The 14,104-nt window shown below is 36.5% G+C and carries 16 protein-coding genes; 14 read left to right on the plus strand and 2 right to left on the minus strand.

Annotated features, from left to right (window positions below; translation table 11 throughout):
• Positions 1-127 precede the first annotated feature (127 nt).
• Positions 128-1,186, minus strand: coding sequence for an LCP family protein (locus tag AAFN87_RS11965; RefSeq protein ID WP_347791297.1), 1,059 nt, complete (start codon positions 1,184-1,186; stop codon positions 128-130).
• A gap of 106 nt (positions 1,187-1,292) precedes the next feature.
• Positions 1,293-1,928: a YigZ family protein gene (locus AAFN87_RS11970; protein ID WP_347791298.1), complete on the minus strand. Its 636-nt coding sequence runs from the start codon at positions 1,926-1,928 to the stop codon at positions 1,293-1,295.
• 171 nt (positions 1,929-2,099) lie between these two features.
• Here AAFN87_RS11970 and AAFN87_RS11975 point away from each other — a divergent pair, with 171 nt between their 5' ends.
• From AAFN87_RS11975 to csrA, 14 genes are all read left to right on the plus strand, one after another.
• Complete coding sequence (locus AAFN87_RS11975; protein ID WP_347791299.1) at positions 2,100-3,248, plus strand: sensor histidine kinase; 1,149 nt, start codon at positions 2,100-2,102, stop codon at positions 3,246-3,248.
• Between the two features lie 41 nt (positions 3,249-3,289).
• Positions 3,290-3,964, plus strand: a complete 675-nt coding sequence (locus AAFN87_RS11980) for a response regulator transcription factor (protein WP_347791300.1) — start codon at positions 3,290-3,292, stop codon at positions 3,962-3,964.
• A gap of 268 nt (positions 3,965-4,232) precedes the next feature.
• Entirely contained in the window at positions 4,233-4,751 is a 519-nt protein-coding gene (locus AAFN87_RS11985) for a nuclear transport factor 2 family protein (protein ID WP_347791301.1), read from the plus strand.
• Between the two features lie 134 nt (positions 4,752-4,885).
• A complete protein-coding gene (locus AAFN87_RS11990) occupies positions 4,886-5,728 on the plus strand; it encodes a DegV family protein (RefSeq protein ID WP_347791302.1) in 843 nt (280 codons plus the stop codon).
• 218 nt (positions 5,729-5,946) lie between these two features.
• On the plus strand, positions 5,947-7,350 hold the full coding sequence (locus tag AAFN87_RS11995; RefSeq protein WP_347791303.1) for an ATP-dependent helicase ComFA: 1,404 nt from the start codon (positions 5,947-5,949) through the stop codon (positions 7,348-7,350).
• The gene (locus AAFN87_RS12000; protein ID WP_347791304.1) at positions 7,347-7,949 is read left to right on the plus strand and encodes a ComF family protein; all 603 of its coding nucleotides are present in this window, start codon (positions 7,347-7,349) and stop codon (positions 7,947-7,949) included. The genes AAFN87_RS11995 and AAFN87_RS12000 overlap by 4 nt, the downstream gene beginning before the upstream one ends.
• 175 nt (positions 7,950-8,124) lie before the next feature.
• Complete coding sequence (locus AAFN87_RS12005) at positions 8,125-8,538, plus strand: TIGR03826 family flagellar region protein (RefSeq protein WP_347791305.1); 414 nt, start codon at positions 8,125-8,127, stop codon at positions 8,536-8,538.
• Between the two features lie 345 nt (positions 8,539-8,883).
• Positions 8,884-9,144, plus strand: a complete 261-nt coding sequence (gene flgM, locus AAFN87_RS12010) for a flagellar biosynthesis anti-sigma factor FlgM (protein WP_347791306.1) — start codon at positions 8,884-8,886, stop codon at positions 9,142-9,144.
• Between the two features lie 28 nt (positions 9,145-9,172).
• Positions 9,173-9,673 (plus strand): flagellar protein FlgN, encoded by a 501-nt coding sequence (locus tag AAFN87_RS12015; RefSeq protein ID WP_347791307.1) that lies wholly within the window; start codon positions 9,173-9,175, stop codon positions 9,671-9,673.
• Positions 9,674-9,742: 69 nt separating this feature from the next.
• The gene (flgK, locus tag AAFN87_RS12020; RefSeq protein ID WP_347791308.1) at positions 9,743-11,266 is read left to right on the plus strand and encodes a flagellar hook-associated protein FlgK; all 1,524 of its coding nucleotides are present in this window, start codon (positions 9,743-9,745) and stop codon (positions 11,264-11,266) included.
• A 74-nt stretch (positions 11,267-11,340) separates the two neighbouring features.
• On the plus strand, positions 11,341-12,267 hold the full coding sequence (flgL, locus tag AAFN87_RS12025) for a flagellar hook-associated protein FlgL (protein ID WP_347791309.1): 927 nt from the start codon (positions 11,341-11,343) through the stop codon (positions 12,265-12,267).
• A gap of 234 nt (positions 12,268-12,501) precedes the next feature.
• Complete coding sequence (locus AAFN87_RS12030; RefSeq protein ID WP_347791310.1) at positions 12,502-13,068, plus strand: DUF6470 family protein; 567 nt, start codon at positions 12,502-12,504, stop codon at positions 13,066-13,068.
• A gap of 14 nt (positions 13,069-13,082) precedes the next feature.
• The gene (gene fliW, locus AAFN87_RS12035; protein ID WP_347791311.1) at positions 13,083-13,526 is read left to right on the plus strand and encodes a flagellar assembly protein FliW; all 444 of its coding nucleotides are present in this window, start codon (positions 13,083-13,085) and stop codon (positions 13,524-13,526) included.
• Positions 13,526-13,744 carry a carbon storage regulator CsrA gene (csrA, locus tag AAFN87_RS12040; RefSeq protein WP_347791312.1) on the plus strand — a complete coding sequence of 73 codons (219 nt, stop codon included), beginning with the start codon at positions 13,526-13,528 and terminating at the stop codon, positions 13,742-13,744. The genes fliW and csrA overlap by 1 nt, the downstream gene beginning before the upstream one ends.
• Positions 13,745-14,104: the final 360 nt, after the last annotated feature.

The following is a 14,104-nucleotide window of genomic DNA, read 5'->3' on the forward strand; positions in this document are numbered from 1 at the left end:
AATAGAATCTAAAATTAGGTCAATAGGATCCGAAATATGGTCAATAGCACCCGTATTTCATACAACGAATGCTGCTGTAATATGCAAAAAAATACCCTGACAGTTCACTCGCTGTTAGGGTATTTTTTTACTGTTGTACTGTTGATGTATTTGTTGATTCTAATTGTGTTTGTTCAATACCGTCTGATGTAGATGTGTTAGATACATTTGTTGTATCAGGTATTAAACCGAGATGACTTTTTAAAATATGCTGTGTTTCAGAAAGTGACTGTTCATCTAATTTATAATAATACACGCCAGTTGACATATCATTATCACCGAGTAACGTCAATGTATCGATTCGTGGTACACCTTGAGTTAAATAGCTAAAGAAGCCTTTCATTTCTTTAAACGTCATATCAGTTTTCATATTATTACCAACTGCTTCGATGAGATCATCGTATTTTGTAATAGATGAAACGGAAGCAGCTTGTTTCGCAATCGCTTTTAAAATTTCTTGTTGGCGTTTACCGCGTTCGATATCGTTGTCTTTTTTACGAGTACGAGCTAGTGCTAGTGCTTCTCGACCGTCTAATTGCTGTAGACCTGGCTGTAAATTAATCGTATTGCGATCAAATTCATCTTTTTCAAGCATTGCGTATGGTACTTCCACTTCAATACCACCAAGTGCATCGACAACATCGATAAATGCATCAAAGTTCATTCGTACATAATAATCAACCGGAATATCGAATAGTTCTTCGACAGTTTCAATTGTAGCAAGTGTACCTCCGTATGCATGGGCGTGGGTGATTTTATCTTCATAACCTACGTAAGGAATATAAACATATGAATCACGTGGAATACTAACTAATTTTACTGTTTTTGTTTTATTATTTAATGTAGCGAGTATCAATGCATCAGAGCGAGAACCCTCACCTTGACCACGAGTTTCACTATCGTCAATACCTACAAATAAAATAGAGACATTATCTTGTACTGGTTCTACTTTCGCTTCACGTTTGACAGACACATCACGATTTTCGACAGCTTCATATGCTTGATCGACAGCATGTTCCGCCTTTTTTGTTAAATACATCCCATAAGCTGACGCGCAAATGAGTACGGAAGTAGCTAATATTAAACATATTTTAAGAATTAGAGAAAACCTAGAGCCCTTTTTCTTATTCTGGTACGTTCGTTTCATGTTAATTCTCCTCTAGTATTAGGAATCTTACTATATTTTAATAGATAAAATTAATCAATCCTATCTATTATACTATGCACGCTTATTTCAGTAAATCAAAATTACCTTACATTCGGGGGAATTCGATAAATTGTTTGTCTTCACAAGTAATAACTGCTTGCCCATTAGTGAGTTCAATCATCCAGGATGTAAATGCCGTTTCTTCATCTTTTAAGACAAAAACAAAAACATCGACAGCATCCACGTATTGGATATCACGTAGAGTGTAACTAGATCCGCGTATTTCATTTTCTACCTTGCCAAGAAATGTATAATCGATTGAAACTTTCATTAAATGATGCAATTTTCTTTCTACCACTTGTGCGGCAGCAATGCCTTCAGTTGTAGCCTTTCCATAAGCGCGAATAAGGCCTCCACCACCAAGCTTAATGCCACCAAAATAACGTGTCACTACAACGACAGTATCTTTTAATCCTTGTTTTTTTAGTACTTCTAACATAGGAACGCCAGCTGTGCCATTTGGTTCCCCGTCATCATTTGCCTTTTGAATATTGTCGAATTCTCCAACTATATAGCAGGAGCAATTATGAGTAGCAGAAGGATGCATCTTCTTAATTTTAGCGATAAAGTCCAGTGCTTCCTGCTCATTTTCTGCGCGGTCAACATAAGTGATGAAGCGTGATTTGGACACAATAATTTCTTTTTCGCCGTAGCCTTTTACGGTAATATAGTCTTTTCTCACTATAAATTCTCCTTTAATATCCAAAAAATAGATGTTAGTATAGTTATAAAATTACTTAAAAATTGTTTAGAAAATGCTATAATAGTGTAGAACTATTGTATCTATTGGTAAAAACGTGTAAATACATAGAGCTTAATAACGTATACACACTGATCAGAATGGGGAAAAAATATGTTCTCAAATGAAAAATTCGATATCGCTTCACTCGATGTAATTTTTAATCGAATGCTTGAAACAATTGCGAATTCAAAAGATGATATTTTCATTATAAGCGAACAAAGTCGTCGAAGCTTCGAAGAAATGCAAAAAGAATTAGAAATAGTTCGTAAAGAAATATCTATTGTCATCGATGAAACAGACCATTTAGAAAAATCTACGCAACTTGCAAAGCAGCGTCTCGTCATTGTAAGTAAGGCTTTTGATAATTTTACAGAAGCTCAAGTGCGTGAAGCATATGAAACAGCTAATGATCTTCAAGTAAGATTATCACTCGTGCAGGCTAAAGAAAAGCAACTTCGAGAAAAGCGAGATGATTTAGACCGTCGTATGAAATTATTATACGATACAATTGAGCGCGCAGATCATATAGTAAACCAAGTAAACGTTGTAGTAAATTATTTGACATCCGATTTAAAGGATGTTGGACTAGCTTTAGAACAAGCAAAATTAAAGCAAGATTTCGGCATTAAAATTATTGCTGCACAAGAAGAAGAAAGAAAACGCCTGTCGCGTGAAATTCACGATGGACCTGCCCAAATGATGGCGAATGTATTAATGCGTTCAGATTTAATTGAACGAACATACCGAGAAAAAGGGATTCAACAGGCGATTAGCGAAATATCTGATTTAAAGATCACAGTACGTAATGCTTTGTCAGAGGTACGCCGTATTATTTATGATTTGCGTCCAATGGCACTTGATGATTTAGGTATTGTACCAACTTTGAAAAAATATTTATCGACAGTAATGGAATATAATAGAGGCGTTGATATTCATTTCCAATCTTTTAACCAAGAGAAGAGATTAGCTACAAACTATGAGGTTGCTATTTTTCGCCTCGTTCAAGAATCGGTAACAAATGCAATTAAACATGGAGAGTCTAGTGAAATATTCGTTAAACTCGAATGGCTCCCGAAAACAATCAATATTAGTGTCAAAGATAATGGCAAAGGCTTCGATAAAAATAATATAAAAGATCAATCTTTTGGAATTATTGGTATGACTGAACGAATTGATTTATTAAAAGGTGAAATAGATATTCACAGCGTAGTTGACAAAGGTACGATTATAATGTTTAAAATTCCTTTATTAAAAGATTAAATAAATGAATTTATTCGTATTAAATTATAGGGGGCAAAGTGATGACAAAAATTATTATTGTAGATGACCACCAATTATTCCGTGAAGGGGTAAAGCGTATTTTAGATTTTGAAGATACGTTTGAAGTAGTAGCTGAAGGCGATGACGGTACTGATATAGTTCATTTATATCGCATGAATATGCCAGATGTTGTATTAATGGATATTAATATGCCAGCTAAAAATGGTGTAGAGGCAACAGCTGACCTAATTGCTGAATTCCCAGAAGCAAAAGTAATTATGTTATCGATTCATGATGACGAGTCGTATGTAACGCATGCATTAAAATCCGGCGCACTTGGCTATATGCTGAAAGAAATGGATGCAGATGAAATTGTTGAAGCAATCAAGGTTGTTGCAAACGGCGGCTCATATTTACATCCGAAAGTAACAAAAAATTTAGTGGCGGAATTCCGACGCCTATCAGAGCATGAAAATAAAGGCAATTTCCATCAAACAGAAATTCGTCGTCCATTCCATTTATTAACGAAGCGTGAATGTGAAGTGCTTCAATTGTTAACAGACGGACAAAGCAACCGTACAATTGGTGAAACGCTTTATATTTCTGAGAAAACAGTGAAAAATCACGTTTCAAGTATTTTACAAAAAATGAATGTAAACGACCGCACACAAGCAGTTGTTACAGCTATTAAAAACGGCTGGGTAGAAGTGCGCTAAATGATAAAGCTACTTTGTAAGATTTTACTTACGAAGTAGCTTTTTTATATGCTAAATCATATTGTCGCTATTACAAAATTAGCTGCTTAGAATTGGCTAATTGCTGTTAAATAAGTTTGATTCTTTACGTGTTAATGTGGATTCTCGCAGTGGAACTCCTTTCAGAGAGAAGCGTCTATAGATTTTAAGTGCAATATGTTTATGTAATTCACTAATGGGCATTATGTTTACATCTATGCTACAATACATGCGCGGGAGGTTTTGGAACATGAAAAAATGGTTAATCGCATTAATGGCGGTGTTTGTTTTAGCTGCATGTAGTGATAAAGGGGAATTCGACGCTGAAAAGGCTGCAAAAGAAATTGAAAAGGGTACAATTGGCTTTGAAGTATTAGGCGGAAATATTGAAGAAGCACAAAATGTACCAGTAGAAGTAAAAGAGCAACTAATAGCGGCATTTACTGAATATGTAGATGCTTTTAATGCAGAAGATATTGAGCGCTATAGTGCAACATTGTCAAAAAATGCAAAAGGATTTAATTATGACCAAGATTTACTAGAGGCACAAAAAGTTTTTAATGATTATACAATCACTCGAGATGCAGAAGATATTACTATTGTAAAATATACTGACAACGAAGCCCATGTATTTGCCAACATTGCGGTGAAGATGACTGAAGATGCAACTGCAACTGAGCTTGCAAGTAATGGACGTCAAGTTACAGTATTTACGAAAGAGCAGGATGATTGGAAAGTAACGAGTGTTTATTATATTGGAAACGAATAACTAAATAGAGTAAATAAATAAAGCGTTTCGAGTACCTGTTAGGCAAGGCGAATCTCGAAGCGCTTTTAGTATTTTTTAATTCACAACTAAAGCTATATACGGTAATATTGAGAGAATAGGAGCGTGGGAAATTAATGAAAACTGCAATTGTAACGGATAGTACGGCATACTTATCACCGGAAGAACGCCAGCTTTATAATATTCACATGATTCCACTAAGCGTTAATTTAGAGGACGGTACATATGAAGAAGAAGTGGAAATTACTGCTTCCGAATTTTATGAAAAAGTGCGTGGAGCAAAGACGTTCCCGAAAACGACACAGCCGCCTATTGGTAAATTTGTGGAACTATTTGAAGAACTATCAAAAGACTATGATGAAGTAGTGACAATCCATTTATCAAGTGGGATTAGTGGTACTTATCAAGGTGCGATACAAGCTGGAAATATGGTAGAAAACATAAAAGTTACTGCTTTTGATAGCGAAGTTGCCTGCTATGTGCAGGGGATGTTCGCAATTGAAGCGGCTAAAATGGCTCAACAAGGTGCATCAGCGCAAGAAATTTATGCGAAGCTAGAAGATTTGAAAACGACGGTGGATGCTTATTTCGTTGTAGATGATTTAGGTCATTTACAGCGCGGTGGTCGTTTATCGGCTGCTGCAGCACTAATTGGTGGGCTATTACAAGTGAAGCCAGTATTGCATATTGTCGACAAAGTAATCGTGCCATTCGAAAAAATTCGTACGCGTAAAAAAGCACTACGTCGTGTAGAAGAAATGCTAGCGTCAGCTGTAGAAAAACACCCTGACTTGCAAGCAACAGTGATCCATAGTTGCTGCGAGGAAGAAGCGCTTGAGTGGATGCAACATCTTCAAGCTACTTATCCAAGCGTGGATTTCAAACTAACTTATTTCGGTCCCGTTATCGGTACCCATTTAGGTGAAGGCGCACTCGCACTTGGATGGATGAAAAAATAAAGTTTTAGGAACGGCCTCTACAAATAATGTAGGGGCTGTTTTTTTGTTGATTGGAAATACCAGCGACTTTGAGTGATTTACCGGCGAAAATCAAGAAATACCGGCGACTTTGGGTGATTTACCGGCGAAAAACAAAAAACACCGGCGACTTTATTAGATTTACTAACAAAAATCGAATACCCCGACAAATTTTAAAGAACTGGAGGATTGGATATTACATGTTCAAAAACACAATAAAAGCGAGTTATAAAGGATTAATTATTGAGCCGGCCATTGTTAATTTTGCTGCAGGGCGTATTTTAACAAAAGTAAATACACCGTTTCCGCAAGCGAAAATTGAAACGTACATTAAATATCGGCTATTCCACATAAAGCCTGCTATTGAGATAACGACAAAACTATTTCGAAAGCATTATAAATGCGGGCGCTGTTTAAATGACCAACAATCAAAATTTATACATTTTGATTGTGCGAAGTGTGATCAAATATGTACGTATTGCAGGCACTGTATTGCGATGGGGAGAATTATTAGTTGTGCAAATTTGATTGCGTGGAATGGACCGCAGCCGCATATTTCTAAAAACCACGAAATGTGTTGGGACGGTACATTTACTAAACTCCAAGCACGAGCCTCGCAAGAATTATCGGATAGTATTGCGGCAAAACGCCAGCATTTAATTCACGCAGTTTGTGGGGCTGGAAAAACTGAAATTCTTTTTACAGCAATATACAAAGCGTTAAAGAAAGGTTTGCGAATATGTGTTGCAACTCCTAGAACAGATGTTGTATTAGAATTATTTCCTCGTTTTCAAAAAGTATTTCCAAATACGATACTACATGCTTTATACGGAGGGGGACCAGAGCAAAAAGGATATCCACAGCTCGTTCTCGCTACAACACATCAGCTTTATCGTTTCGAGCATGCATTTGATGTCATGATCGTTGACGAGGCAGATGCGTTTCCATATACATTTGACTCAGCTTTACAAAAGGCGGTACAAAAAGCGAAAAAGCCAAATGCTCCGGTTGCCTATGTAACTGCAACACCTTCAGAAAAATTACTTGCATATAAAGAGGGATACTCCTTTATCCCAAAGAGATATCATAATTTCCCTCTACCAGTACCCCGTTTTTCTTCGCTTTGGAATTATGAAAAGCAAATAAAAAAAGAACAATTACCAACAAAGCTTATGGAATGGACGAAACAACGATTGGCAAGCGAAGAACCGTTCCTCATATTTTTCCCAACAATTGATTTACTGGAAAAAGCGATGCCGCTATTTCAAAAATTGCACGCTTCTATTACTAGTGTTCATGCTGAAGATGTTAATCGTAAAGAAAAAGTAATGCAACTGCGTAATGCTGAAATTCCGGGCTTATTAACAACAACTATTTTAGAGCGCGGCATAACAATAAAAAATGTGCAGGTCGCTGTGGTCGGTGCGGAAAGTTCGATCTTTACAGCAAGCGCGCTAATACAAATAGCCGGTCGAGTTGGAAGAAATGCGCATTTCCATGGCGGAGATATCGTATTTTATCATCACGGTATTACGACTGAGATGGATAGTGCTAAGGAAGAGATTGAAAATTTAAATGAACTGGGCTTTGGAGGTGAACTATGAAAAAGGAAATCTACTATTGTTTACTTTGCGAACGGGAATTACAAAATATTGTTACTTGGCAAACATTGCTTGAACGTAACTGGCCACAAACTATTTGCGACAAATGCGCAGGGAAATTTGAACTTAATGATAACATAGAAGATAGTGTACAAATTTTATATAGCTATAATGAGGCGATGAAAGATTATCTACATCAATATAAGTTTATGCATGATGTTGTGCTGGCGAAAGTATTTCGTAATGAAATTCACTTAGCGTTATCGCATCGAACAGAAACAATGGTTCCGATTCCTATGCATCCTGAAAAGCTAAGGCAACGTACTTTTGCACATGTCGATGAGTTACTAAATGCTGCTCAAATTTCGTACATCCATCTACTTGAAAAAACTACAACCGATACACAGGTCGGTAAGTCGAAGGAAGAGCGGCAGCGAGTGGCATCATTATTTCAAATTGATATAAATAAGCAAGTTGAACCTAAAGATTATTTAATAGTAGACGATATTTACACGACAGGAACGACAATTAAGCATGCACAACAAACATTACTTGATGCTGGAGCAAAAAGTGTGACGGCATTTGTTTTAATAAGAGGTTAAAGCTTGCTAGTTTGTATAAGTGCGCTTTTTTCGAAGTGAATTTTTTTATTTTCGCTTAATATAACTTATTTTATAGAAATGAAACATTAACAAATCGTACAAACTACCGATTAATAAAGTAGCAACTTTTGATGTATAATGTTAAGAAAATGTACGGGATGTTAGGAGGGGGAATATGGCAGAATTAAGAAATTGCCCGATGTGTGATGATTTTTTCAATTATACGGGTTTAAGAGAAGTTTGTCATAAATGTGCGCAAAAGGAAGAGGATTTATATCAAGTTGTGTACCGATTTTTACGTAAACGTGAAAATCGTGCTGCAACGGTTGATCGCATTGAAGAAGCAACAGGTGTAGACAAAGAATTATTATACAAATGGGTGCGTAAAGGGCGTTTACATCCAGCGACATTCCCGAATTTAGGTTACCCTTGCGATAATTGCGGTCATATTACTCATAAAGGAAAGTTATGCGATAGCTGTCAAAATTCGATTAAAGCAGATTTGCGAACGTTTGAGGCTGCAAAGGAATTCCGAAAAGAAATAGTATCTCGTGAACGAGGAACTTATCTCGCGGATAGAAAAAAATAATATGGATGGATGTGTTGGATGAACAACCAACACATCTTTTTTTGAGTTGAAAAGCAGATAGTAGTTACGGGGAAGCGCACGCAAACAGTGTGAAAGTGAACGCAAAAGGTATGAAAGCGAACACAAGCCACGAATATACAATAGATTTCTATAAATTTCTAAAGATGAAAATGATAATTTAAAAATGAAATTATTTCTCTTTTGATAGTCCCTTTCAGCTATTTAGCAGATGGTTTTGCTTGTATACACAAAAAATAGCAATGCTTTTTGTATTGGAAATTAAACATTTATGTGAACGCACCGAAATATAAAATATAGAAACAGAAATGAAGGGAGGAAACAATAATGAAAATCAATCCATTTAGTATGAAGCCGATTAATCCTTATAGTGCACAACAACGCACAGCAAAATCGGTCCAAAATAGCCAGTCATTTGCTGATAAAATTGAAATCTCATCTGCTGCCAAAGAAATGCAAGAAACATCTAGTTACAGTGCTGAGCGAGCAGAACGAGTACAAAAATTAAAAGCGGATATAGAGTCAGGGAACTATAAAGTAAATGCACGTAAAGTCGCAGAAGATATGCTGAAATATTACCGCTTCTAATCTAAGCAGAAAAAGGAGCATGTAAAATATGTCTGTTCAACTAATACTCGCTATGCTTGAAAAATTAGAGCGTATGCATAAAAGTTTACTCGAGCTCGCGTACAAAAAAACAGAAATCATTAAATCTAATGACATGTCTGAGCTAGATCAAATACTAAAAAACGAACAAGCACATATAGCTGCGATTGATACACTTGAGCAACAGCGTCAGTTGATGGTAACGGATTACCTTAGAGCAAATGGACTTGCTTACACTGACAAGCCAACTGTTGCGGAGCTGATTGACGCGGCTACTAAATCAGATAAAGAAGCGTTAATCGCTTTGCGTGAACGTCTTCTTTCATTAGTAACAGAGTTGAAAATGCAAAATGACTTAAATCAGAAACTAGTTTTTCAATCATTGCAATTTGTCAATCTCACATTAGAAGCTATGCGACCAGCAAGACCTGATTCCTTTAACTACTCTGGTGAAGAAGTGCGCGGCCAATCGAATGTTGGGAAAAAATCATATTACGACTCACAAGCATAGTCGCATGGTATTGCACGTTTTACGTGTAATGCCAAGCGTTTAACTATGCCTACATAAGGAGGAACACTCATGCGATCTACGTTTATGGGATTAGAAACGAGTAAGTCAGGCTTGTTTTTACAACAAACAGCCCTTTACACAACTGGGCATAATATTTCGAATGCAAATACAGCAGGTTATTCACGTCAGCGAGTTAATATGCAATCTTTACCGGGATTTTCTTATCCGGGACTAAATTCAGCGAAACTGCCAGGGCATCTCGGAACTGGGGCAGAGGCTCATTCGATTCAACGCGTTCGTGATCAGTTTATTGACCGTCAATATCGCCAAGAAACGAATAGTTTAGGGTACTGGGAAGCACAAACAAAATCGATTTCTCAAATGGAAGATATTATGACGGAACCATCTGAGTACGGTATAAATCAATCTTTCACAGATTTTTGGAAGTCTATGGAAGATATTGTTGCCAATCCTAAAGATACGGCAGCTCGCCAAGTAATGCTTTCTAAAGGGCAAGCATTAGCAGAATCTTTTAACTATATTGATACACAGCTAAAAAAAATCCAAGGTAATATTGGAAATGAAATAAAAGTATCTACAAATGAAGTAAATTCAATTTTAAAACAAATTGCATCGATTAATAAACAAATTCAAAAAGTAGAACCGAATGGCTATGTCACAAATGACTTGTATGATGCTCGCGATGTATTAGTCGATCAATTAAGCACTTATTTACCAATCACAACTGAGCAAGTGAAGTCTGGCGGTAATGCAAGTGATGTCGCAGAAGGTACGTTGACAATTTACTATAATGGTGTGGAGCTCGTAAATGGTAAAAACTATGCACAACTTTCTACTTTAGATGCTGAAGGTGATCCAGTTGATGGTGGCGTTGATGATGAAGCAACGAATGGCTATAGTGAATTTGGTAAAATTACAATTTCAGAAGTTGGAGAACCACCAGAAGATACGGTTGCATCAGAAATCGAATATGCAGATATGGACAAAGGAAAAGGGAAGTTAAAATCTCTTATCGATGCATACGGTCATAGTGGCGGACAAGGTGTATATCCAGAAATGCTTGCCAATTTAAATAAACTCGCTGCAGAATTTGTTAAAGAGTTTAACACGGCACACAATGCTGGTTATGGATTAGATGGTTCAACGGGTGTAGATTTCTTCACGGGTACAACTGCTAAAGATATTGCAGTCGCGATTACAGATCCAAAGCAAATAGCTGCTTCAGATGAAGATGGTGAGGAAGGAAATAATAAAAATATACTATTATTAGCAAAACTTCAGTCTAAGGTACAAGACAACCTAAATGGAGGGACATTCCAATCTTACTACGAGTCGTTAGTAGGTGATTTAGGCGTTAAAGGACAAGAAGCAGTACGGGAAGCGTATAATGCAGCTACTTTACGATTATCAATTGAAAATGATCGTGCCTCGGTAAGTTCTGTTTCTTTAGATGAAGAAATGACTAATATGATTACATTCCAGCAAGCATACAATGCGAATGCTCGTATGATTACAGTAGTAGATGAAACATTAGATAAAATTATTAACGGTATGGGACGCGTAGGTTTATAAGAGCCTACATAATATTTGTTGAGTGGAAAAGCGCATATGTTTAAATTGCCTTTTCCATAGGGAGGAGAAAGAAAATGCGCGTTACACAGTCAATGTTATCAAATAACATGCTACGTAATTTAAATACTAGTTATAGTAAAATGTCGAAAATTCAACAACAAATTGAATCTGGCAAAAAAATTAATCGACCATCTGATGACCCTGTTACTGCGGTAAAAGGAATGGCATATCGAACGGATATCGATAAAATTAATCAATACCAACGTAATATGGGTGAGGCAAATTCATGGCTTGATACGACGGACGAATCGTTAGGGCAAGTAGGCGAAGCGCTGAAGCGAGTAAAAGAACTCGTTGTCCAAGCTGCGAATGATACGAACACAAGTGAAGACAGACAAAAAATTAATTCAGAAATTGAACAAATCAAGCAGCAATTACGCGATATCGCAAACACAAAAGTGGGCGATAAATATATTTTCTCGGGTACACATACAGGAAAACCACTTTATACGGATCCTACAGCTCCAGGACAAAATCCAGATGTATCGATTCCTGGTGCAGAAAATGAATTTAAAATCGATGTTTTTGATGGCATTTCTATTAAAGTGAATACACAAGGTAGTAAACTATTTAACGATATCGATGAGTTCATGGGTGAAGTTTCTGAATTATTGAATAGTGGTGCTACTGGAGCGGAGATAAGTGAGGCGCTAGGTGCAGATTTAACTACTGTTAACGGTACATTCCCAGGGTTAGACACAGTTTATGAAAATGTGTTGACAGCTCGTGCTGATGTTGGAGCAAGACAAAATCGTATTGAAATGATGGGGAATCGATTAGATATCCAATTTGTTAACGTTTCAAAGCAAATGTCAGAAAATGAAGATACAGATTATGCAGCAGCAATTACTGAAATGGTGACGCAAGAATCCATTCACCAAGCAGCGCTTTCAGTAGGTGCTAAAATAATTCAGCAAACTTTAGTAGACTTCATTAGATAATTTAAACACAAAAGTTGAAGTAGAATTCTACTAATCTTATGAGACAATGATAATCTGTGGCGAAAGCGAATGCGACAGCCACAAACACTAGTAGACTTTATTAGATAAAATTTAACTAGTATTCTCCCCCCAATGCGAAGTGACAGGGGAAACGAAGTTAACGAAGTTCAACCATTCCCAAAAAAAGCGTTTGGACAAACTTGTTCAGACGCTTTTCTTGAAAGGATTGATAAAATGAGACTACCTCAAATTCAAATTAAAACAACTGATATTGAGATGGACTTAAATATTGCAAAACCTCGTCAAGAAATAAGACAACCTAAAGCAACACAGACGATTGAGCAGCCAGCAGCTATTCTCGAAATCAACACGACTAGAGGTGTACTGAAAATCGATTCATCACAGGCAAGACGTGATTTAGGCTTAATTGGTCCGCTTGAATCTAGTAGTAATTACGCTGAAAAAGGAAAACAAGATTCGTTAAAAGGGATGGCTCGACGTGCACGTGAAGGTAGACAATTAATGGAGAATGCAGGAAAAGACCAAGGGCGTGCTATACTTCAAAATATCGCCAAGCAAAACCATGGTCCGAAACGTGCAGGCCCTTACAATATTAAATTTGTACCGTCAATTGGCTCGGTAAAAATTGATTATACTCCTGGTACAACGGATGTGAATATTACTGCACAAAAACCAAAAATTTACGCAAAAGTAAATAAACCTGTCCATGAATACACACCAGGTAAAGTAACTGGTACAATGATTCAAAGACCGCGTGTTGATATTGACGTAATAGGTTAAAAGGAGCTACTAACATGAATATTGAAACGAAATTTTTAGGTGAAGTTGAAATTATGGAAGAAGATATTTATTCATTTAAAAATGGTTTGCTAGGCTTTCCGGATTTAATGAGCTTTGTTGTACTTCCACTAGATGCAGAATTGCCATTAGTATTACTTCAATCAACTGAGCTTTCCGAAATTGGATTCGTTGTTGCATTCCCATTTGCTTTTAAAAAGGACTATTCCTTTGACTTAGGTGAAGAGGACAAGGAAGATTTAAAAATTGAGCATGAGGATGATGTGTTAGCTTATACCATTGTGACATTACAAGAAAAGTTCGAGGATTCAACGATGAATCTACTTGCACCAATCGTATTAAATGTAAAGCACAAGCTAGGCAAACAGGTCGTGTTGCAAGATAATATTAAATATCCATTACGCCAGTCAATCGGTGCTTTGGAAGGAAGTGCGAAATAATGTTAGTCCTTTCCCGAAAAAAAAATGAATCGATTATGATTGGTGACCACATTGAAATAAAAGTTCTTGCTGTTGATGGCGATCAAGTAAAGCTCGGTATTGTTGCCCCTAAAACGGTAAAAGTACACCGCTCTGAAGTATTTGAGGCAATTCAGGAGCAGAATAGAGAAGCATTATCTGCAACACCGAATTTTTTAGAACAATTAAAGAAAAAATAGCGTTTGTAACTTCAGCCTATTACTTTTTAAAGTGATAGGTGTTTTTTGTAGGAAAATGAATCTAAATTAACTAATCTGTACTTCGATTTTTTTATAGTAAAATATCTACTACTGATGAAATTTCATCATCTATAACAATTTTCTCATCGAGTTTATCGATATAGCCAAAACGAGATACTACATATTTCGACAAATGTGATAATTCGAGATGGGAATTCGCTTTACCTAAAACTCAAGTCTGTTTTTAAAAAGACAAAAAAATATATAAAAATATTTTAAATAAACTATTAAACTTTCTCGATTGCTTACGATATATAAAGTGTAAGGCGGAGGAAGTTCATTCATCCAAAACCAAACTTT

The organism is Solibacillus sp. CAU 1738 (genome assembly GCF_039888725.1).
Classification (GTDB): domain Bacteria; phylum Bacillota; class Bacilli; order Bacillales_A; family Planococcaceae; genus Metasolibacillus.

What these genes read in the sequence shown, in the direction of transcription:
- AAFN87_RS11965 (WP_347791297.1), bottom strand. Translation starts at nt 1,186, where the DNA reads ATGAAACGAACGTACCAGAATAAGAAAAAGGGCTCTAGGTTTTCTCTA.
- fliW (WP_347791311.1), top strand. Translation starts at nt 13,083, where the DNA reads ATGAATATTGAAACGAAATTTTTAGGTGAAGTTGAAATTATGGAAGAA.
- AAFN87_RS11980 (WP_347791300.1), top strand. Translation starts at nt 3,290, where the DNA reads ATGACAAAAATTATTATTGTAGATGACCACCAATTATTCCGTGAAGGG.
- AAFN87_RS11990 (WP_347791302.1), top strand. Translation starts at nt 4,886, where the DNA reads ATGAAAACTGCAATTGTAACGGATAGTACGGCATACTTATCACCGGAA.
- AAFN87_RS12030 (WP_347791310.1), top strand. Translation starts at nt 12,502, where the DNA reads ATGAGACTACCTCAAATTCAAATTAAAACAACTGATATTGAGATGGAC.
- AAFN87_RS12005 (WP_347791305.1), top strand. Translation starts at nt 8,125, where the DNA reads ATGGCAGAATTAAGAAATTGCCCGATGTGTGATGATTTTTTCAATTAT.
- AAFN87_RS11995 (WP_347791303.1), top strand. Translation starts at nt 5,947, where the DNA reads ATGTTCAAAAACACAATAAAAGCGAGTTATAAAGGATTAATTATTGAG.
- AAFN87_RS11975 (WP_347791299.1), top strand. Translation starts at nt 2,100, where the DNA reads ATGTTCTCAAATGAAAAATTCGATATCGCTTCACTCGATGTAATTTTT.
- AAFN87_RS11985 (WP_347791301.1), top strand. Translation starts at nt 4,233, where the DNA reads ATGAAAAAATGGTTAATCGCATTAATGGCGGTGTTTGTTTTAGCTGCA.
- AAFN87_RS12015 (WP_347791307.1), top strand. Translation starts at nt 9,173, where the DNA reads ATGTCTGTTCAACTAATACTCGCTATGCTTGAAAAATTAGAGCGTATG.
- csrA (WP_347791312.1), top strand. Translation starts at nt 13,526, where the DNA reads ATGTTAGTCCTTTCCCGAAAAAAAAATGAATCGATTATGATTGGTGAC.
- flgL (WP_347791309.1), top strand. Translation starts at nt 11,341, where the DNA reads ATGCGCGTTACACAGTCAATGTTATCAAATAACATGCTACGTAATTTA.
- AAFN87_RS12000 (WP_347791304.1), top strand. Translation starts at nt 7,347, where the DNA reads ATGAAAAAGGAAATCTACTATTGTTTACTTTGCGAACGGGAATTACAA.
- flgM (WP_347791306.1), top strand. Translation starts at nt 8,884, where the DNA reads ATGAAAATCAATCCATTTAGTATGAAGCCGATTAATCCTTATAGTGCA.
- flgK (WP_347791308.1), top strand. Translation starts at nt 9,743, where the DNA reads ATGCGATCTACGTTTATGGGATTAGAAACGAGTAAGTCAGGCTTGTTT.